This is a genomic window from Burkholderia sp. F1, from assembly GCF_050813845.1.
GTDB lineage: Bacteria > Pseudomonadota > Gammaproteobacteria > Burkholderiales > Burkholderiaceae > Burkholderia > Burkholderia ubonensis.
On record NZ_CP172421.1, the window covers coordinates 3,753,495 to 3,774,268 of the forward strand.

A 20,774-nucleotide genomic window follows, 5' to 3' on the forward strand; every position below is an offset into this window, starting at 1 on the left:
TTCCCGTTACGCATGATTTTGTCCCGACCTGACGCGTGCCCGTGCGGCGGCGCGTCCCCGCTTCCCGCCGGCCGCGCGCCGGCGCCCCGCTACGCCGCGTGCTGCGGCCGCTTCATCGACGGCGGCGAGGCGGCGCCGACCGCGCTCGAATTGATGCGTTCACGGTATAGCGCGTACGTGCTCGGCGCGACCGACTACCTGCGCGCAACATGGGCCGCCCGCACCTGCCCCGCCGATCTGGATGCCGACCCCACTGCGCCCGACGCGCCGCGCTGGCTCGGCCTCGCGGTGAAACGTCACGCGCCGCTCGACGAACGCCACGCGGAGGTTGAGTTCGTGGCCCGCTACAAGGTCGGCGGGCGCGCGTACCGGCTCCATGAGACGAGCCGTTTCGAGCGCGACGAGCGCGGTTTCTGGCGCTATGTCGACGGCGATGTAAGCGAGCGCTGACAAATACTTGCTGTGTCAGACGCCGGGTAATTCCTGCATTGCACAACCCAAAATTGTCAGGCTACGATGAGCCCTGGTTTGGTCAGTTGCATGGCAGGGCTTACGAATGGCGTTCAGCAAGGTACTGGTGGGATGGATGGCAGCCTGCGCGCTGTCGGCCGCGCTGGCCGACACGCTGCCGAACGCCGGCGCCTCGAGCGGCCCGCTCGCCCGCGCCGAACGCTTCGACTACGGCGACTCGAGCCTGCCCCAGATCGCCGCCGACCTGAACGAACGGATCATCCGCATCCCGGCCGACGCGTCCGGCGCCGTCACGCTCGAAGCCACGCTGTTCAAGCCGGACGGCCCCGGCCCGTTCCCGCTCGTCGTGTTCAACCACGGCAAGAATCCCGGCGACCTCCATCAGCAGCCGCGCAGCCGCCCGCTCGCGTTCGCGCGCGAATTCGTGCGCCGCGGCTATGCGGTGATCGCGCCGAACCGCCAGGGCTTCGCCGGCTCCAGCGGCACCTATCAGCAGGAAGGCTGCAACGTCGCGAAGAACGGTCTCGCGCAGGCAGCCGACATCGGCGCGACGATCCGCTACATGTCGCGCGAGCCGTACGTCGACGCGTCGCACATCGTCGTCGCCGGCACGTCGCACGGCGGGCTCGCATCGATCGCCTACGGCACCGAAGCGGCGGCCGGCGTGCGCGGCATCATCAATTTCTCCGGCGGGCTGCGCCAGGACCTGTGCGACGGCTGGCAGCGCAACCTCGTCGACGCGTTCGACCAGTACGGCGCGCGCACCGCGGTGCAGTCGCTGTGGCTCTACGGCGACAACGACTCGGTGTGGACGCCCGCGCTCGTCGCGCAGATGCATGACGCGTACGCGTCGCACGGCACCCGCGCGCAGTTCGTCGATTTCGGCCGCTACAAGGACGACGCGCACCGGCTGATCGTCGACCGCGACGGCGTGCCGGTCTGGTGGCCCGCCGTCCACGCGTTCCTGGCCAAGCTGGACCTGCCGACCGCGGTGCGCTACGCGGTGGCGAACCCGCACGAGCCGAAGGCGTCGGGCTATGCGTCGATCGACGCGGTCGACGCGGTGCCGTTCATCGACGCGGCGGGCCGCGACGGCTATCGCCGCTTCCTGAACCAGCATCCGAGCCGCGCGTTCGCGGTGTCGGCCGAAGGCGCGTGGTCGTGGGCCGAGGGCGGCGACGATCCGATGGCGCTCGCGCTCGACAACTGCGCGAAGCAAGGCGCCGGCGCGTGCCGGCTGTATGCGGTCAACGATCGCGTCGTGTGGAACGCGAACGCGTCGCAGACGGCCGACAACGACGATGCGCAGGCCGCGCGCTCGCTCGCGTCGCGCTGATCGCGCGTTCGCCTGATCCACCCCGTCCCCCGTTTCATTTCCCGTTCGCTTGCGTATTGACGCGGCCGCACGTCGGCCCGCGCGACGCTCATCGCACCCCGTTTTCCTGCGCGTTCAGGACCGCCGGAGCTTGATTTTTTTCTACTGGGGGGCGTCACTCGGACGTCGTCATCTGCACGCATTTCGGGACTTCTGAGCCGTACCGTCCCGAGTCGTCCTGATCTGCGCCGAACTCCCGCCCGACAAGGCTTTGCGGCGTTTGTAACCGGTAGTGCAAGGCGCAGCGGAACACGCTAATCTCAGCGCGTTTTCGCGTTTTGCATGCCGCCCTGACGGCTTGCATGGCCGTCACCCGATATCGGCCGCGCAGCATCCCGCACGATGCCGCGCGCCGCCTGTTTCTCACCGGAGCCGTTTTGAGTACGCAAGCGACCGACGACTGGGTCGCGCGCAGCCTGCGCGCGGTCTGGCACCCCTGCACCCAGATGAAGCACCACGAGCGGATGCCGCTCATCCCCGTCGCGCGCGGCGCGGGCCTGTGGCTGTACGACCGCGACGGCAAGCGCTATTTCGATGCGATCAGCTCGTGGTGGGTCAACCTGTTCGGCCATGCGAACCCGGACATCAACGCCGCGCTGAAGGACCAGCTCGACACGCTCGAGCACGCGATGCTCGCGGGCTGCACGCACGAACCCGCGATCGAGCTCGCCGAGCGGCTCGCCGCGCTCACGCAGCACACGCTCGGCCATGCGTTCTTCGCGTCGGACGGCGCGTCCGCCGTCGAGATCGCGCTGAAGATGAGCTTCCACGCGTGGCGCAATCGCGGCCACGCGGGCAAGCAGGAATTCGTCTGCGTCGCGAACAGCTATCACGGCGAGACGATCGGCGCGCTCGCCGTCACCGACGTCGCACTGTTCAAGGACGCGTACGATCCGCTGATCCGCCACGCGCACGTCGTCGCGTCGCCCGACGCGCGCCTCGCGCAGCCGGGCGAGACGGCCGCCGACGTCGCGGGCCGCGCGCTCGCCGACGTGCGGCGCCTGTTCGTCGAGCGCAACGGCAGGATCGCCGCGCTGATCGTCGAGCCGCTCGTGCAGTGCGCGGCCGGCATGGCGATGCACGATCCGTCGTACGTGCGCGGGCTGCGCGCGCTGTGCGACGAATTCGGCGTGCACTTGATCGCCGACGAGATCGCCGTCGGCTGCGGGCGCACCGGCACCTTCTTCGCGTGCGAGCAGGCCGGCGTGTGGCCCGATTTCCTGTGCCTGTCGAAAGGCATCAGCGGCGGCTACCTGCCGCTGTCGCTGGTGCTGTCGCGCGACGAGATCTACGCGGCGTTCTACCACGACGACACGGCGCGCGGCTTCCTGCATTCGCATTCGTACACCGGCAACCCGCTCGCGTGCCGCGCGGCGGTCGCGACGCTCGACCTGTTTGCGCGCGACGACGTGCTCGCGCGCAACGCGCGCAACTCCGCCGCGCTGCGCGACGCGCTCGCGCCGCTCGCCGCGCATCCCCAGGTGCGCCACCTGCGCGAGCGCGGCACGCTGTTCGCGTTCGACGTCGCGCTCGAAGGCGACGCGGCGCGCGGCTTCTCGCGGCGCTTTTTCGAACGCGCGCTCGAACGCGAGCTGCTGCTGCGCCCGATCGGCACGACCGTCTACCTGATGCCGCCGTACGTGATGAGCCGCGACGACATCGCATGGCTCGCGCAGCGCACCCGCGACACGCTCGACGCCACCCTTGAGGAGATCGCCCGATGACCCTGCTCGACGCCCTGCAGCGCGGCCTCGCCGAGCTCGACGCGCAAGGCCTGCGCCGCGCGCGCCGCACCGCGGACACCGCGTGCGATGCGCACATGACCGTCGACGGCCGCGAGATCGTCGGCTTCGCGAGCAACGACTACCTCGGCCTCGCCGCGCATCCGGCGCTCGTCGCCGCGTTCGGCGAAGGCGCGCAGCGCTACGGCTCCGGCAGCGGCGGCTCGCACCTGCTCGGCGGCCACTCGCGCGCGCACGCGCGGCTCGAGGACGAGCTCGCCGGCTTTTCCGGCGGCTTTTCCGACGCACCGCGCGCGCTGTACTTCAGCACCGGCTACATGGCGAACCTCGCCGCGATGACCGCGCTGTCGGGCAAGGGCGCAACGATCTTCTCCGACGCGCTGAACCATGCGTCGCTGATCGACGGCATCCGGCTGTCGCGCGCGCACGTGCAGGTCTACCCGCACGCGGACATGGCCGCGCTCGCCGCGCTGCTCGAAGCGTCCGACGCGCAAACCAAGCTGATCGTCAGCGACACCGTGTTCAGCATGGACGGCGACCTCGCGCCGCTGCCCGAGCTCGTCGCGCTGGCCGAGCGGCACGGCGCGTGGCTCGTCGTCGACGACGCACACGGCTTCGGCGTGCTCGGCCCGCAAGGGCGCGGCGCGCTCGCGGCCGCGGCACTCCGCTCGCCGAACCTCGTGTATGTCGGCACGCTCGGCAAGGCGGCCGGCGTCGCGGGCGCGTTCGTCGTCGCGCACGAGACGGTGATCGAATGGCTGATCCAGCGCGCGCGCAGCTACATCTTCACGACGGCCGCGCCGCCCGCGGTCGCGCATGCGGTGTCGGCGAGCCTGAAGGTGATCGCCGGCGACGAAGGCGACGCGCGGCGCGCGCACCTCGCCGCGCTGATCGAGCGCACCCGCGCGTTGTTGCGCAACACGCGCTGGCAGCCGGTCGATTCGCACACGGCCGTGCAGCCGCTCGTGATCGGCAGCAACGATGCGACCCTCGCCGCGATGCGCGCGCTCGACGCGCACGGCCTGTGGGTGCCCGCGATCCGGCCGCCGACGGTGCCGGCCGGCACGTCGCGGCTGCGCATCTCGCTGTCGGCCGCGCATTCGTTCGACGATCTCGCGCGGCTCGAAGCCGCGCTGATCGACGCCAGCGACGGGGCGGCGGCCTCCGTCGAGGCGAATCGGCGGGAGGCCGCATGAGCACCCCGTTGTCGCTGTTCGTCACCGGCACCGATACCGAGATCGGCAAGACCTTCGTGTCCGCCGCGCTGCTGCACGGCTTCGCGCGGCTCGGCCTGCGCGCGGCCGCGATGAAACCGGTCGCCGCCGGCGCGTACGAGCAGGATGGCGTGTGGCGCAACGAGGACGCCGACCAGCTCGACGCGGCCGCGAACGTCGTGCTGCCGCCGGAGCTGCGTACGCCGTTCCTGCTGAAGGCGCCCGCGGCACCGCACATCGTCGCCGCGCAGGAAGGCGTGACGCTCGACCTCGACACGATCGTCACGTGCCATCGCGACGCGCTGACGCGCGCGGACATCGTCGTCGTCGAGGGCGCGGGCGGCTTCCGCGTGCCGCTCAACGACACGCACGACATGGCCGACCTCGCGGTCGCGCTCGGCGTGCCGGTCGTGATGGTGGTCGGCGTGCGGCTCGGCTGCATCAGCCATGCGCTGCTGAGCGCCGACGCGATCGCCGCGCGCGGCCTCACGCTCGCCGGCTGGGTCGCGAATCACGTCGATCCGGCGATGTCGTACCCGGACGAGAACGTCGCGACGCTCCGCGACTGGCTCGCGCGCGAGCACCGCGCGCCGCTGATCGGCCGCATTCCGCATCTGGCGCCGGCCGCCCCCGAATCCGCTGCAGCGATGCTCGACGTCGCCGCGCTCATCGACACGCTGCGCGCCGCGCAGCATTGACCCCAACATTCCCCCACGCGAATCCAGGATGAACGATATGACCCAAGCCCAGACCGCTGCCGTGCAAACCGACGCAATCCCCGTGGCCGCTCCGGCCGCGCAGCGCTGGCGCGTCGCCGACGTCGTCGCACTGTTCGAGCTGCCGTTCAACGACCTGATGTTCCGCGCGCAGCAGGTGCACCGCGAGCACTTCGACGCGAACGCGGTGCAGCTGTCGACGCTGCTGTCGATCAAGACGGGCGGCTGCGAAGAGGATTGCGGCTACTGCTCGCAGTCGTCGCATCACGACACGGGCCTGAAGGCCGAGAAGCTGATGGACGTCGTCGCGGTGCTCGACGCCGCGCGTGCCGCGAAGGCGAACGGCGCGAGCCGCTTCTGCATGGGCGCCGCGTGGCGCAACCCGAAGGAACGCCACATGCCGGCGCTGACCGAGATGGTGCGCGGCGTGAAGGAGATGGGGCTCGAGACCTGCATGACGCTCGGGATGCTCGAGGACGAGCAGGCGAAGGAGCTCGCCGACGCGGGCCTCGACTACTACAACCACAATCTCGACACGTCGCCGGAGTTCTACGGCCAGATCATCTCGACGCGCACCTACCAGGACCGCCTCGACACGCTCGACCGCGTGCGCGACGCGGGCATCAACGTGTGCTGCGGCGGGATCATCGGGATGGGCGAGTCGCGCCGCGAGCGCGCGGGCCTGATCACGCAGCTCGCGAACCTGAACCCGTATCCGGATTCGGTGCCGATCAACAACCTGGTCGCGATCGAGGGCACGCCGCTCGAAGGCACCGCGGCGCTCGACCCGCTCGAGTTCGTCCGCACGATCGCGGTCGCGCGGATCACGATGCCGAAGGCCGTGGTGCGGCTGTCGGCCGGCCGCGAGCAGCTCGACGACGGGCTGCAGGCGATGTGCTTCCTTGCCGGCGCGAACTCGATGTTCTACGGCGACCAGCTGCTGACGACCAGCAACCCGCAGACCCAGCGCGACCGCGCGCTGTTCGAGCGTCTCGGGATTCGCGCGAGCCAGCCGGACGCGCTCGGCACGGACGCGTAAGCGCGCGACCACCGCGCAATGCAGAAGCCGGGGCATGCCCCGGCTTTTTTTTCATTCTGCGCGTATCGCACGCTAACCGTCCGCACGCTCAGCGCGCGGATTTCTCGCTCCCGTCCAGCACCGAGCGCACCTTCACGACCAGCCGCTCGTCGACGGGTGCGAGCACCTCGCCGCGCGGGCGCACGCCCGAGCCGAAATGCACCGCGCGCACGCCGGTCGTCCTGACGAAGTCGCCGACCGCGTCGGCGGTCAGCCCCGAGCCCGCCAGCACCGTGCACGACGTGCCCTCGGCGCGCCGCACCATCCGCGCGATCGTCGCGGCCGCATCGAGCACCGACGGATGGCCGCCCGAGGTCAGCACCGACGTGACGGCCGGCACGCGCAGCAGCGCATCGAATGCGGCGTTGAGGTCGCGCGCGACGTCGAACGCGCGATGGAACGTGAGCGCGCGGCCGTCGGCGGCGCCGGCGATGCGCGCGAGCGCACCGAGATCGATGTCGCCGCGCGCATCGAGCGCGCCGAACACGACGCCGTTCGCGCCGGCCGCGACCGCCGCGCGGACGTCGCGCTCGATCACCCGGAGATCGTCGGCGTCGTAGACGAACGACCGGCTGTGCGGCCGCACGATCACGTTGACGGGAATCGGCACCGCGGCGGCGACGGCTTCGACCAGGCCGACGCTCGGCGTCAGCCCGCCCTCGCCGATCGCGGTGACGAGTTCGAGACGGTCGGCGCCCGCGCGGGCGGCGGCCTTGGCGTCGCCGACGGTCGCGGCGATCACTTCGAGCAGGACGGACGGGGCGGCGGTCGGCTTCATCGGCGGCTCACGAATCTGTAGACGATTCGCATCCTAGCCGACCGGCGCGGGCGACGCCAGATCGGCCGCCGGCGCCCCGCGTCAGCGCCGCCGCACGAGCCACGCGCCGGCGAGCGCGGGCAAGGCTGTCGCGACGAGCCCCGGCGCGACGCTGAACATCGACGCGGACAGCCGCGCGCCGTGCTGGCCGGCCAGCGCGACGAAATCCGGCGACAGCAGCAGGCTCGCGACGCCGATCGCCGCGAGCGCGGTCATGCCGGACGCGACGAGGAGCGCGACGCCCGCGCCGCGCGCACGCGGCCGGAACGTGCCCGTGAACGCGCCGGCGGCGAGGAACACCGCGGTGATCGCGAACAGCGCGCACACCATGGCCAGCTTGAGGTTCGGGTGCCCGAGGTTGAAAAACGCCATGCCCTGCGCGCCCGTCAGCCAGAAATCCGCGACCGCGAACAGCGTGACCGCGAGCCCGTTGCGCACGGCGCTCATCCGCGGGCCTGCGAGAAATACGCGGTCGCCGGGCGCCGGTACAGCAGGTAGACGAACAGCGCGCACAGCAGGACGCCCGGGATCAGGACCATGCGGTACGGGAAGTTGATCAGCGACACGACGATCCCGACCGCGGAGACCGCGATGTACGCGGTGCGCGCCCAGCCGCGCGCGCGCAGGATCGCGATGCCGATCGCGACGTTCAGCGCCGCGGAGACGACGCCGAACCCGATCGTCGCCCATATCGGCAGCAGGCATTGCTGGTAGAGCGCAATGACCATCGGATTGCGCAGCGAGAACGGCGTGTTGATGAGCGTGAACGCACTGGTGACGATGATCACCCACGCGAGAATGGTCAGCGAAATCGGTCTTTTCATTGTGTTTTCCCCGAAAATGCCGCCACTGGGCCCCCGGGCGGCGCGACCGCGGCCACGGCGGCCGCGATCGCGCCATTGTCGGAGAAGCCCGCCGGAAACACAACGCCCGCCAGGGCCTGTTCACGCCAATAACAGGTCCTAGCTGCCGTCCGCCCCCTCGTCGCCCCAGTCGAGATCCCCGCACAGCACGCGCAGCGCGTCGCCGACGCGGATCGCGACCGACAGCGTCACGCACGGCTGCGCCTCGTTGATCGACAGGTACGGCCGCGTCACCTGCACGCGTCCCGGCTCGGCAATCGCCGTGCGGAAGTACGGCCGCCGCAGCCAGTTCGCGCCCTGCGCGTCCGCGAGCGGCAGAAAGCGCGTCTCGCGGGTTGCGCGATCGGCGCGCAGCACGACGTTGCGGCCCGCCTGCCGGCCCTGCGCGTCGAGCAGGAAGCAGCGCGCCGCGCCGTCGAGCGCGAGGAAATTCCAGCACACCTCGTCGAGCGGCTCGCCGGCCGCCAGGCGCTCGGCCGCGCGCTCGAACGCGCGCAGGTACGGCGCGAGCCGCTGGGCCTCGCGCCGCTCGCGCGCGTCGGTCTGCAGGCGAAAGCGCTCGGTCAGCTCGCCGATGCACGCGGTCGCGGCCGCGCCGTCGGGCAGCCCCGGCGCCGGCCGGCCGAAGAAGTAGCCCTGCACGAAATCGGCCTCGCACGACAGCGCGATCTGCGCTTCGTGCTCGGTCTCGATCCCTTCGACCAGCACCAGCTTGCCGGCCTCGTGCAGCAGCGTGACGAGACCGTGCAGGATCGCGGTGAGCCCGGTGCGGTGCGCCGCGTGCGACAGCATGATGCGGTCGAGCTTCACGATGTCCGGATTCAGCTGCCAGATCCGCTCGAGGTTCGAATGGCCCGCGCCGAAATCGTCGAGCGCGAGCAGGAAGCCCTGCGCGCGGAATTCCCGCATCGCGTCGGCAAGCCGCTCGAGGTCGTCCGCGCGCTGCTCCAGCACTTCGAGCACGATGCGGCGCGGCGGCATCCCGAGGCGCTTCAGGTTCGCGAGCAGCGCCGCGGCCTGGAACGGATCGGTCAGCACGCCCGGATGCACGTTCAGGAACAGCCATTCGCGCTCCGCGCCGAGCAGCGCGAAGTTCTCGAGATGCAGCGCCTGCGCGAGCCGGTCGAGCTGCAGCAGCTCGCCGTGACGCGCCGCGTCGCCGAACACGTCGAGCGGCGACACCGGCCGGTCGAGCGTGTCGTGCGCGCGCAGCAGCGCTTCGTAGCCCACCGCACGCTGGTGCGACAGGCTGAAAATCGGCTGGAACACGCTCGTGAGCGTCAGGTCGTGATGCTGCGTCGCAAGACGCTCGAAGCCGGACGTCACCTCCCGCTCGAAGCGGTACGGCGACGCGGCGGCCGGACGCTCCTGTTGCACGATCGTCATACCCCCTTCCTCCTGATGCTGGCGAACGCGGCGGCTGACGGACTGGACGGCGCGTGATGTGTGATGCGGGTTGTCATGAACAGGCCCTCGGATATTCGGTAGTTGTCGGTTGTCGGCAAGCATCAAGCAAGCTTCGTGCGCACGCTGCGCCGGCCCGCCGCGCACGCCCGCGCGACCGGCGCACCGCCGTGGCGCACACCGCGCGCACCATTCCGGTGCGCGCGCACCGGCCCGCTCGAACGCAGCCGTCCGAGCGGCACGCTACACTCCGTACGACCGTTTCATGCCCCGCTTTCGACGTATCGATGGAAATTGTCTTCACCGTCCTGGTCCTGCTGCTCACCGTCGCGCTGTCCGGCGCGCTCACGCGCGTGCTGCCGTTGCGGCTGCCGTTGCCGCTGATGCAGATCGCGTTCGGCGCGATCCTCGCGTGGCCGAAATTCAACCTGCACGTCACGTTCGACCCCGAAATCTTCATGCTGCTGTTCATTCCGCCGCTGCTGTTCGCGGACGGCTGGCGGATTCCGAAGCGCGAGCTGTACCTGCAGCGCCGCGCGATCCTGATGCTCGCGTTCGGGCTCGTCTTCATGACGGTACTCGCAGTCGGCTACTTCGCGCATTGGCTGATTCCCGAGTTGCCGCTGCCGATCGCGTTCGCGCTCGCCGCGGTGCTGTCGCCGACCGACGCGGTCGCGCTGTCGGGCATCGCGGGCAAGGGCCGGATCCCGCCGCAGCTGATGCACATCCTCGAGGGCGAGGCGCTGATGAACGACGCGTCCGGCCTCGTCGCGCTGAAATTCGCGGTCGCCGCCGCGCTGACCGGCATGTTCTCGCTGCGCGACGCGTCGATCACGTTCGTGATCGTCGCGGCCGGCGGGCTCGCGACGGGCGCGGCCGTGTCGTGGATCTTCGGCGCGCTGTCGACGCGCTTCCTGAACGCCGAGCAGGAAGGCGACCCGGCGCCCGGGATCGTGATGACGCTGCTCGTGCCGTTCGCCGCGTACCTGATCGCCGAGCATCTCGACCTGTCGGGCGTGCTGGCGGCCGTCTCGGCCGGGATGATGATGAACTACACGAGCTTCTCCCGCAAAAGCACCGTCGCGTCGCGCGTGCGCGCGGAAAGCACGTGGGCGATGATCGAGTTCGTGTTCAACGGCATGGTGTTCATCATGCTCGGCCTGCAGCTGCCGCACATCATCGGCCGCGCGCTCGTGGACGCGCATCACACGAGCGACGCGCTCGTCGGCCGGATGATCGTCAACGTGCTCGCGATGATGCTCGCGCTCTACGCGATCCGCTTCATGTGGGTCTGGCTGCTGCGCTGGATCGCGAGCCGCCGCGCGGCGCGCCAGGGCCTCGCCGGCACGATGGCCGGGCTGCGCACGATCGCGGTGATGACGGTCGGCGGCGTGCGCGGCGCGGTGACGCTCGCCGGCGTGCTGTCGATTCCGGTCGCGCTCGCCGACGGCACGCCGCTGCCCGGCCGCGACACCGCGATCTTCGTCGCGTCGGCCGTGATCCTCGGTTCGCTGGTTTTTGCCGTGATCGGGTTGCCGCTCTTGCTGCGCGGCGTGCGCTCGACCCGCAACCCGCTCGCCGAGGAGGAACGCCACGCGCGCGCCGCTGCCGCGCAGGCCGCGATCCGCGCGATCGATTCGTCGCACGACGCGATCTCGACCGATCTCGACGAATCGGGCGCGGCGCGCTGCGCGGACATCTCCGCGCGCGTGATGGACCAGTACCGCCGCCGGCTCGCCGCGCTCGCCGAGGACGGCCCCACGCCGCGCGCGGAAGCGAAGCAGTCCGAGACGATGGAGCTGCAGATGCGGATCGCGGCCGTGCGCGCGGAACGCTCCGTGCTGTACCGGCTGCGCGGCGAGCGCAGGATTTCGGACGAAACGCTCGCGAAACTGATCCGCGAAATCGACCTGTCGGAAACGGCGCTGTCGACGCGGAAGAAAGGGCTGGTCTGATTGCACGCCCAAGCAAAACGGCGACGCCGCAGCGTCGCCGTTTTGCCGTCTGCCGTACCGAACGCCGCGTTACTTCGCGACGACGACCGGAATCCCCTTCAGCGTCCCCGCGCCCTTCACTTCGTCGAGCGCAAGCTGCACGTGCGCACTCGTCGCCGCGTCGATGCCGAGTTGCAGCGCGAGCTCGCGCTCCGCGCGCTTCACGCCGGCCAGGTTGCGCAGCTTCACGTGCCCGAAACCGCGCACGCGCGCGTGCAGGTCGGCGAGCTGCGCGACGCGCGCCGTGTTGTCCGCGGTCATTGCCGCGAGCGCGCGCGACAGCGTCGTCTCGTAGTCGTCGGCGAGCGCGCGCTCCATCCTGCGCTCGACGGTGCGGCCGAACGGGTCGAGCCACGTGCCGCGCAGGCTGCGCACGCGCGCCAGCACGCCGAGCACCGGCCACATCCACTGGCCGAACACGCGCTTGTTCGGCACGCCGCCGTCGCTGCCCGCCTTCGCGACCGTCGGCGGCGCGAGGTTGAACTTCACGCGATAGTCCTGCCCCGGCACGCCTTCGAACTGCGCTTCGAGCGCCGTGCGGAACGCGCCGTCCGCATAGAGGCGCGCGACCTCGTATTCGTCCTTCACGGCGAGCAGGCGGTAGAACGTCGTCGCGACCGCGCGCGTCAGCACATCGTCGCCCAGCACGCGGGCCGCGTTCACGAGCGCGCGGTAGCGCTCGACATAGCGCGCGCCGCCGTACTGGTCGAGACGCGCCTCGCGATCCGCGATCAGCTCGGCGAGCGTCTCGGGCGCGACGTGCGCCGCCACCGCATGCCGCGCGTTCCACAGCGCGTCGAGCCCGGCCGGGTCCCCCGCCGCCATCCGGCCGACCGCGAACGCGAGCTTGTTCATCGGCACCGCGACGTTGTTCAGCTCGATCGCGCGCATCAGCGCCGCGTGCGACACCGGCACCAGGCCGAGCTGCCACGCATAGCCGAGCATCAGGATGTTCGCGCCGATCGAGTCGCCGAGGAATTTCGCGGCGAGCGCCTGCGCGTCGCAGCTCGACAGGAAGCCGTCGCCGGCCGCGTGGCGCATCTTCTCGAGCAGCGCGTCCGCGTGCAGGTTCGCGTCGGGGTTCTGCACGAACGACGCGTTCGGGATCCGGTGCGTGTTGACGACGATCCGCGAACGCCCGTGACGCACCGTCTGCAGCGCATCCGCGCTCGCGCCGACGACCATGTCGCACGCGAGCAGCACGTCGGCCTGCTGCGTGTCGATGCGCACCTGGTTCAGCCATTCATCGCGCGCGGCGATCCGCACGAACGACAGCACCGAGCCGCCCTTCTGCGCGAAGCCCATGAAGTCGAGCACCGACGCGCTCTTGCCTTCGAGGTGCGCGGCCATGCTGACCAGCGCGCCGACCGTCACGACGCCCGTGCCGCCGACGCCCGTCACGAGCATGTCGTACGGCGCCGCGTCGAGGTGCGTCGCCGGCACCGGCAGCGCGTCGACGCGCGCGGCGAGCGCCGCCTCGTCGAACGCCGCGCCCGCGGCCTTCTTCAGCGCCGCGCCTTCGACCGTCACGAAGCTCGGGCAGAAGCCGTTCACGCACGAGAAATCCTTGTTGCACGACGACTGGTCGATGCGGCGCTTGCGGCCGAGCGGCGTCTCGAGCGGCTCGACCGACAGGCAGTTCGACTGCACGCCGCAGTCGCCGCAGCCTTCGCACACCGCGTCGTTGATGAACAGGCGCTTGTCCGGGTCGGGGAACTCGCCCTTCTTGCGGCGGCGGCGCTTCTCGGCCGCGCAGGTCTGGTCGTAGATCAGCACGGTGACGCCCGGCGTCTCGCGCAGCTCGCGCTGCACCGCGTCGAGCTCGCTGCGGTGATGGAACGTCGTGCCCTTCGGGAACAGCCCGTGATGGCCGTCGTACTTCTCCGGTTCGTCGGACACGACGACGAAGCGCGACACGCCTTCCGCCTCGACCTGCCGCGCGATCTGCGGCACCGAGATGCTGCCGTCGACCGGCTGGCCGCCCGTCATCGCGACCGCGTCGTTGTAGAGGATCTTGTACGTGATGTTCGCCTTCGCGGCGACCGCCTGGCGGATCGCGAGGATTCCCGAATGGAAGTAGGTGCCGTCGCCGAGGTTCTGGAACACGTGGCGCGTGTTCGTGAACATCGCGTGCGCGGCCCAGTCGACGCCCTCGCCGCCCATCTGGATCAGCCCGGTCGTGTCGCGGTCCATCCACGACGCCATGAAGTGGCAGCCGATGCCGGCCTGCGCGATCGAGCCTTCCGGCACCTTCGTCGACGTGTTGTGCGGGCAGCCCGAGCAGAAGTACGGCGTGCGCTTCACCGCGTCCGCCTCGTTCGACAGGATCTGCGGCGCGACCAGATCGACGACGCGCTCGCGGCGGTCGAGCGCCGGCTTGTGGCGCGCGAGCCAGGTGGCGAACACCGGCAGGATCCGCGACGGGCGCAGCTCGCCGAGCTCGGACAGCAGGCACGCGCCTTGCGCGTCATGCTTGCCGAGCACGCGCGGGCGCGCGCCGTCCGTGCGGTTGTACAGGTAGTCCTTGATCTGCTGCTCGATCACCGGGCCCTTTTCTTCGATGACGAGCACTTCGGCGAGGCCGTCGATGAAGGTCTCGATGCGCGTCATCTCGAGCGGGTACGACAGGCCGACCTTGTAGATGCGCACGCCGGCCGCGTCGAGATCGGCGACGGTCAGGTCGAGGCGGCGCAGCGCTTCCATCAGGTCGAGGTGCGCCTTGCCGCAGGTGACGATGCCGACGTTCGCGTGCGTGCTCGGCGCGATCGACTTGTCGATGCTGTTCGTGCGCGCGAAATGGCGCACCGCGTCGAGCTTCGCGGCGAGGCGCGCCTCGATCGTCAGGCTCGGCAGGTCGGGCCAGCGGTTGTGCAGGCCGCCCGACGGCGGCGTGAAGCCTTGCGGCGCGGGCCAGTGCGTCTGCAGTGCGTCGAGGTCGACGGTCGAGCCCGATTCGACCGTTTCCGAGATCGCCTTGAAGCCGACCCACGCGCCGGAGTAGCGCGACAGCGCCCAGCCGTACAGCCCGAATTCGAGCATGTCGGCGATGTTCGACGGATTCACGACCGGCATGTGCCACGCGATCATCGCGAAGTCGCTCTGGTGCGGCATCGACGACGACACGCAGCCATGATCGTCGCCCGCGACGACCAGCACGCCGCCGTGCGGCGACGAGCCATACGCGTTGCCGTGCTTCAGCGCGTCTCCCGCGCGGTCGACGCCCGGGCCCTTGCCGTACCACATCGCATAGACGCCATCGACGGTGCGCTCCGGATCGGCCTCGACGCGCTGCGTGCCGAGCACCGCGGTGCCGCCGAGTTCCTCGTTGATCGCGGGCAGGAAGCGCACGCCGCCGCCGTCGAGCAGTTTCTTCGCCTTCCATAGCTGCTGGTCGACCATGCCGAGCGGCGAGCCGCGGTAGCCGCTGACGAAGCCGGCCGTGTTCAGGCCCTGCGCGGCGTCGGCCGCGCGCTGCATCAGCAGCAGGCGCACCAGCGCCTGCGTGCCGGTCAGGAAGATCCGGCCGCGCGTCGCGGTCAGGTTGTCGGTCAGACGGTAGTCGGATAGGACGGGCGTGCCGTCGATGGGCAAGCGGGCGGTCATGGGGCTGTCTCCTGATTTGTGCGGATTTCTGCTGTTCTTGGCTGCCGCGGCGGCGCGTCGGGCGACGCAGTGCCGGCGGCAGCGGAATGGCTCTATTTTTTCGCGCGGAAAGAAGAATGTTTTTTCTCATCTTGCGCGGATGGTCCGTTGGCGGGAAAAACTACGCAGCCTTTGCGCGAGATTTGAGAGAGTTCTTGCGTATGGCGGATGGATGGCGGATTGGCCGGGGTTCGTGGCGGGCTTGCGGTTTGCTGAAGCAGCGGGATGTTGCCGGGCGGGTCGTTCGCGGACAGGCGGCCGCCGCCCGCGCTCCGTGCGACGCGGGTCCGGCCGGCCGGAGGCGTGCCTCCTCACCGTTGGAATGCACAGCGATTCGAGTGGCTCGAGGAAGCGAATATCCACAACGCAAGCGTTGACTCGACGCGGTCGATCAGGCGCTCACGCTCACCGTTGAGGGGCACAGCGTTTTGAGTCGCTTCGGGGATTGGGTTTCCACGTCGGAGTCGGAGCCATCGTCGAGCAGGTTCGCACACTCACCTGTAGAATTCACAGCCTTTCGAGTTGCCCCGGATATCGGATATCCACATCGGAATCGGCAACACGTTCGTCCCGGTGTCCACACTCACCCTTGAATTTCACAGCATTCCGAGTCGCTTTCGAGGCCGGATATCCACATCGGAATCGGCAGCACGTTCGTCCCGGTGTCCACACTCACCCTTGAATTTCACAGCGTTCCGAGTCGATTTCGAGGCCGGATATCCACATCGGAATCGGCAGCACGTTCGCCCCGGTGCCCACACTCACCCTTGAATTTCACAGCGTTCCGAGTTGCTTCCGAGGCCGGATATCCACATCGGAATCGGCAGCACGTTCGTCCCGGTGTCCACACTCACCCTTGAAATTCACAGCGTTCCGAGTTGCTTCCGAGACCGGATATCCACATCGGAATCGGCCGCACGTTCGTCCCGGTGCCCACACTCACCCTTGAATTTCACAGCGTTCCGAGTCGCTTTCGAGTCGCTTTCGAGGCCGGATATCCACATCGGAATCGGCGGCACGTTCGCCCCGGTGCCCACACTCACCCTTGAATTTCACAGCGTTCCGAGTTGCTTCCGAGGCCGGATATCCACATCGGAATCGGCGGCACGTTCGATCGGCCGCGCACGCTCACCGTTGAAATTCACGGCGTTTCGCGTCGTTTCGGGGGCGGATAAGCGGTGCTGGTCGACGAGATGCCCGGGTTCTTCAAGGCGATCGCTTTGCGGATCATCGATTGACGCGCCGCCTGTCTCGGCTCGACGCTCGATTGAACGCCGGGCTCGACAGGCGGCTTCGCATCACCACCCTTCCCATCCGCTCCACGCCTGTGCGCCGGCGCCGTACTTGTTCAGCTTGGCGGCCAGCGCGACCGGCATGGCCATCTGGCCCAAACACTGGTCCGGATGTCCGGCGGCGAAGGTGTTCGACATCGCCGACGCAAAATGGTCGGTATAAATGATGTTGATCTTCGGGTCGCGCTCCGGATGATACGACCAGCTTGGAACCCGGTTGAGCGGATCGCGAACGAAGAATCGCTTCAGATGAGGATTAATGTCGTTCGCTGCACGGTCGACGATGCTGCTGATCAACGATCGTCCCCAATACGTGCAGGTCCACGAGAACAGATGCAGCGTGCTCGGCGCGCCGCCCACCGGATTCGGGGGATAGTTGATGTCGAACTGCGCGGGCGCAATCGTACGATTGGCGCGCTGCGTCAGCTTCCTGTACTGCGTGGTCATCATTTCGTCCAAGCCGCTCTCGAACGAATACTGATCGAACAAGGTCAAGCTGTTCGCCGTCTGGTTGATTTCATATTTGTTGATGAGGAAGAACCCTCTCGGCAAGGTCAACGCCCGATTATTGGAAAGATACGGGGCCCTGGCCTGATCCATGGCGCCATCGTACAGAATGGCCACTCTGGATTTCACGGAATTGTCGTCGGGGTTGACGAGGAGTTGTCCGTAATTGGCGTTGAACAGATTGATGTTGCTGGCGGCCGTCGCGCTGTTCTGGGTGTACTGGACCAGTCGATCGCCGAGGGTATTGCGCAGGTACTCGATGAAGCGCACGTGCATCGCATCGTTCCACACGCCGGCGAAATGCGAGATGTTCAGAATGACGAGTTCGCAATCCGCCGCTCGAATGGTCGTGAAGTAGTTGATGATCGCACGCAGGATATTGTCGAACGAGTCGCCCCAGTACAAAGGACCAGGACCATGATAGGTCCAATAGGTGCCGTTGCCCGCAATCGCCGGGCGCAGATCGAAATAGCGTATGCCGCCGGCGAGTTGCGCCGCCATGTCCGCGGTTTGCGTGCGCGCCATACGCCCCAAGAGCGGCATGGATTCCATATAGCAGCCGCTGTCGTGCGTACCGGGGAGCGTGATCGCGCTCAGGGACCGATTCTGCAAGTAGTTCGCGAATAGCTGGGTCATCCACATGTCGATACCCTCTCTTTCAGTTTTTCACGATGGTGAAACCATTCAGGTACGCCGCATCCTTGCTTGAAACGAATTGCAGGAGCTTGAACGTGTTCGGCGGCGTGCATTGCACATCCGCGTAGAGGACCACATCTGACAGATAGCAGTCCTCCGCGATCTGCAGAAAGTCCTTTGCGCTCTTGCTGTCCGGATCGGACAAGGCCGCGGGAGGCGATTTCGCGTCGCATTGATTGATCTTCGCAACGATGCTCGCCGACTTCTGCTGATCGAGCGACACGGTGAAGGTCACGACAACGACGGCCGACTTGGCGCTTCCCGCAACGATCAGTTCCTGTGAAACGGATTGGCGCGAGGGCAGCGCGATGTTCTGGAAGGCTGGCTTGTTGGCGCTCCCCCAATCCGACGCATTGGCGTAGGTCGCGCTCAGCGATATGTCATGGGGCGTGGCGTTGTCGATGACCAGGCTGGTCTTGTAATCTTGCGGAATCGGGTTGGACAGCGGCATGGCAAACGTCCTTTGCATGAGACCGGCGTACCCCGCCGGGGAGACCGGCAGGCGTGCGCTCCGTTGTGCCGTCCGGTGCGTCCACTTTGCGTTGCACGCAACGCGCGAACAATGTGGCACACGTCATGCAAAGGGCGGAACGGAAGGCCTATGACAACGAAGCCGGGAGACGGGAAGGATGAAAGCGGGAGCGTCGTATCCGCAAGCGCCGCTCGTCTCGCGCTCACCATTGGAATGCACAGCGTTTCGAGTCGCACCGGGGGCCGGTTGTCCACAACCGGAACGACGCCTCCGGTCATCCTCACCTGTGAAATGCACAGGGCTTCGAGTCGTTCCGGGGCGCGATATCCACAACGCGCTCGACGGCATGAATTGCGGACATCACCCCATGCAGGCGTGCCCGCCGTATCACCAGCGTCACATTGATGGCGCGGCCCAGTGGGAAAGTTGCGCAGCGGCCAAGCGCCTCGCGATGAGCTTGGTCAGATCAATGGCGACCGTCGTGGGCGCCATTGAAGCGCGTCTTGATGGCAGTGCGGACAACGCGCTGGCGCAGATCCGTACCGGAGTCCGGAAAGTGCGGTCAGGCGCTGACTAGTTATTAAAAAACTAGTTATAGCCTCACTCATCCTGATCACGCCCGTTTGATCGCCCGCCCCCGGCCGGGCGCCCCTGGCCGGGCGCCCCTGGCCGGGCGCCCCTGGCCGGGCGCCCCTGTCCGAACCTCCCCGGCTCGGGTACGCTGACCGTCAACCGACACCGACACGCGGAGACACGATGAAGCTCTACTACTGGCCGAAGACCCGGGCGTTCCGGGCGCTGTGGATGCTGGAGGAGATCGGCGTGCCGTACGAGCTGGCGCCGATCGACCTGCGCTCGCACGAGCAGGGCAGCGACGCGTTCGTGCAGGTCAATCCGATGGCGAAGCTGCCCGCGCTCGACGACGGCAGCGTGCCGTTCGCCGAATCCGGCGCGGTGCTGCTCTATCTCGCGGACCGCTTTCCCGACGCGCAGCTCGGCATCGCGCCCGACGATCCGCTGCGAGGCCGGTTCCTGCAATGGCTGTTCTTCACACCGACCTGCCTCGAACCGGCGATGGCGGAAAAATTCACCGGCGCGTCGGGCAACCCGGTCGCGTTCGGCTGGGGCAACATCGCGCGCGTGCAACGCGCGCTCGCGCAGACGCTGGCGCAAAGCCCGTGGCTCGTCGGCGCGCACTTCACCGCGGCCGACCTGCTGCTCGCGAGCACGCTGAAGATCGCGTTCGACGCGCACCTGCTGCCGCACGATGGCGTGCTCGGCGATTACGTCGCGCGCGCGGAAGACCGCGACGGCTTCCGCCGCGCGGTCGCGATCGAACAACGCGAAGCGGCGCGGCTGCTGCATCCCTGACGCGAACGGGCGCTACGTCGACGACGCGGCCGGGCCGGGCGCGCGATCTTCGCGGGACACGGCGGTCGCGCCGGGCATGCCGCCGTCCGTGTCGGCGTCGACCGGCACGACCTCGTGGAAGTGCGTGTAGTCGATGTGCGTGATGCCGCCCTCGTCGTGCATCAGGTCGACGTAGCGATGAAACCAGCGGATCTCGCCATGCTCCCATGAGTGGCGCGCCAGCATCACCTGCGAGGTCGTCTCGTCCGAGCCCTCGATCGTGATCAGCAGCGACGCGTCGCGCGCCGCGAGCGACTCGGCCGACTCGCCGAACAGCGGGCTCGACTCGTCGATCACGTGCATCAGGTTCCAGCCGAGCAGGAAGATCGGGTGCTCGCTGCGCACGAGCGGCAGGTCGTGGATCTTGCGCAGCGTATAGCCCTCGTGCGTGCCTTCGACGCGCATCAGCCGCAGCTTCGCGCGCGCCTCGGCGATCACGTTCTGGCGTGCGTTCGCGACCCGCACCATCACCGTCAGCCGGCCGTTCAGCGGCCGCACGATCGCGTAGCGCGCGAACAGGATCTTCGCGCGCGGCCGCGAGAAACGGGCGAACACGAGCCCGGTGGCCAGCGCGATCCCCGACATCCCGACGAAGATCTCGAGCGTCGCGACGACGTGCGCGTAGACAGTCTGCGGATGCATGTCGCCGTAGCCGACGGTCGCGAGCGTCTCGACGCTGAAGAAGAACGCGCCGCCGAAGCCGGCCGGCGACTGGTTGGCGATCGGCGTGTTGCCGAGCATGTACAGCGTCGCGAAGCCGCCGTTGATCAGCAGGAACAGCATCGCGAGCGACAGGAAGAACACGGGCCAGCTCACCGTCAGCGCGCGGTGGTACAGGTCGCGCCAGCCAAGCGGCGGCATCCCGTACGCGATCACGTGGCGAGTGCCCGACCAGATCTTGCGGCCGCGGCCGCGAGGGGGAGAAGCGGAAGGATCGAGGTTCATCGCGCGGCGCCGCAGACGGGGAGGCGACGAGCGTAGCACGCGGGTCGCGGAAGCGGAAATGCATGGTGCAGCCCGACCGGATAGGGCGCCGGATAGCGCCTAATATGAATGCAGCCCCGGCGCGCATGCGTCCCCC

Annotated in this window: 16 protein-coding genes; 8 read left to right on the plus strand and 8 right to left on the minus strand. The window is 68.6% G+C overall.

All coding sequences use genetic code 11. The features are described from left to right. The first annotated feature begins 12 nt into the window (after positions 1 to 12). The 6 genes from ACFIMZ_RS17700 to bioB all read left to right on the plus strand — a co-directional run bounded on the left by ACFIMZ_RS17700 (position 13) and on the right by bioB (position 6,557). The gene (locus ACFIMZ_RS17700; RefSeq protein WP_431820641.1) at positions 13 to 450 is read left to right on the plus strand and encodes a YchJ family protein; all 438 of its coding nucleotides are present in this window, start codon (positions 13 to 15) and stop codon (positions 448 to 450) included. A 106-nt stretch (positions 451 to 556) separates the two neighbouring features. Beyond that, the gene (locus tag ACFIMZ_RS17705; RefSeq protein WP_431820642.1) at positions 557 to 1,807 is read left to right on the plus strand and encodes a dienelactone hydrolase family protein; all 1,251 of its coding nucleotides are present in this window, start codon (positions 557 to 559) and stop codon (positions 1,805 to 1,807) included. A gap of 416 nt (positions 1,808 to 2,223) precedes the next feature. After that, positions 2,224 to 3,570, plus strand: coding sequence for an adenosylmethionine--8-amino-7-oxononanoate transaminase (gene bioA / locus ACFIMZ_RS17710; protein ID WP_431820643.1), 1,347 nt, complete (start codon positions 2,224 to 2,226; stop codon positions 3,568 to 3,570). Further along, positions 3,567 to 4,784 carry an 8-amino-7-oxononanoate synthase gene (bioF, locus tag ACFIMZ_RS17715; RefSeq protein WP_431820644.1) on the plus strand — a complete coding sequence of 406 codons (1,218 nt, stop codon included), beginning with the start codon at positions 3,567 to 3,569 and terminating at the stop codon, positions 4,782 to 4,784. Before bioA ends, bioF begins: the two co-directional genes overlap by 4 nt. Continuing rightward, positions 4,781 to 5,500: a dethiobiotin synthase gene (bioD, locus tag ACFIMZ_RS17720; RefSeq protein WP_431820645.1), complete on the plus strand. Its 720-nt coding sequence runs from the start codon at positions 4,781 to 4,783 to the stop codon at positions 5,498 to 5,500. Before bioF ends, bioD begins: the two co-directional genes overlap by 4 nt. A gap of 37 nt (positions 5,501 to 5,537) precedes the next feature. Continuing rightward, positions 5,538 to 6,557: a biotin synthase BioB gene (gene bioB / locus ACFIMZ_RS17725; protein WP_431820646.1), complete on the plus strand. Its 1,020-nt coding sequence runs from the start codon at positions 5,538 to 5,540 to the stop codon at positions 6,555 to 6,557. Between the two features lie 88 nt (positions 6,558 to 6,645). On the opposite strand, the gene ACFIMZ_RS17730 is transcribed toward bioB, so the two are convergent. The 4 genes from ACFIMZ_RS17730 to ACFIMZ_RS17745 form a co-directional block, all read right to left on the minus strand. Then, entirely contained in the window at positions 6,646 to 7,374 is a 729-nt protein-coding gene (locus tag ACFIMZ_RS17730) for a copper homeostasis protein CutC (RefSeq protein WP_431820647.1), read from the minus strand. Between the two features lie 81 nt (positions 7,375 to 7,455). After that, entirely contained in the window at positions 7,456 to 7,860 is a 405-nt protein-coding gene (locus ACFIMZ_RS17735; protein WP_431820648.1) for a hypothetical protein, read from the minus strand. Continuing rightward, complete coding sequence (locus ACFIMZ_RS17740) at positions 7,857 to 8,237, minus strand: hypothetical protein (RefSeq protein ID WP_431820649.1); 381 nt, start codon at positions 8,235 to 8,237, stop codon at positions 7,857 to 7,859. The genes ACFIMZ_RS17735 and ACFIMZ_RS17740 overlap by 4 nt, the downstream gene beginning before the upstream one ends. Positions 8,238 to 8,375: 138 nt before the next feature. Further along, the gene (locus ACFIMZ_RS17745) at positions 8,376 to 9,662 is read right to left on the minus strand and encodes a sensor domain-containing phosphodiesterase (protein ID WP_431820650.1); all 1,287 of its coding nucleotides are present in this window, start codon (positions 9,660 to 9,662) and stop codon (positions 8,376 to 8,378) included. A 305-nt stretch (positions 9,663 to 9,967) separates the two neighbouring features. On the opposite strand from ACFIMZ_RS17745, the gene ACFIMZ_RS17750 reads away from it, so the two are divergent. Further along, positions 9,968 to 11,635 carry a Na+/H+ antiporter gene (locus ACFIMZ_RS17750; protein WP_431820651.1) on the plus strand — a complete coding sequence of 556 codons (1,668 nt, stop codon included), beginning with the start codon at positions 9,968 to 9,970 and terminating at the stop codon, positions 11,633 to 11,635. A 69-nt stretch (positions 11,636 to 11,704) separates the two neighbouring features. On the opposite strand, the gene ACFIMZ_RS17755 is transcribed toward ACFIMZ_RS17750, so the two are convergent. The 3 genes from ACFIMZ_RS17755 to ACFIMZ_RS17765 all read right to left on the minus strand — a co-directional run bounded on the left by ACFIMZ_RS17755 (position 11,705) and on the right by ACFIMZ_RS17765 (position 18,262). Continuing rightward, complete coding sequence (locus ACFIMZ_RS17755; protein ID WP_431820652.1) at positions 11,705 to 15,277, minus strand: indolepyruvate ferredoxin oxidoreductase family protein; 3,573 nt, start codon at positions 15,275 to 15,277, stop codon at positions 11,705 to 11,707. Positions 15,278 to 16,614: 1,337 nt separating this feature from the next. Continuing rightward, positions 16,615 to 17,751, minus strand: coding sequence for a hypothetical protein (locus ACFIMZ_RS17760; RefSeq protein ID WP_431820653.1), 1,137 nt, complete (start codon positions 17,749 to 17,751; stop codon positions 16,615 to 16,617). 22 nt (positions 17,752 to 17,773) lie between these two features. Further along, positions 17,774 to 18,262, minus strand: coding sequence for a hypothetical protein (locus tag ACFIMZ_RS17765; protein ID WP_431820654.1), 489 nt, complete (start codon positions 18,260 to 18,262; stop codon positions 17,774 to 17,776). A 777-nt stretch (positions 18,263 to 19,039) separates the two neighbouring features. Here ACFIMZ_RS17765 and ACFIMZ_RS17770 point away from each other — a divergent pair. Continuing rightward, on the plus strand, positions 19,040 to 19,654 hold the full coding sequence (locus tag ACFIMZ_RS17770; protein WP_431820655.1) for a glutathione S-transferase family protein: 615 nt from the start codon (positions 19,040 to 19,042) through the stop codon (positions 19,652 to 19,654). Between the two features lie 12 nt (positions 19,655 to 19,666). On the opposite strand, the gene ACFIMZ_RS17775 is transcribed toward ACFIMZ_RS17770, so the two are convergent. Then, a complete protein-coding gene (locus tag ACFIMZ_RS17775) occupies positions 19,667 to 20,638 on the minus strand; it encodes an ion channel (protein ID WP_431820656.1) in 972 nt (323 codons plus the stop codon). Positions 20,639 to 20,774 lie beyond the last annotated feature (136 nt).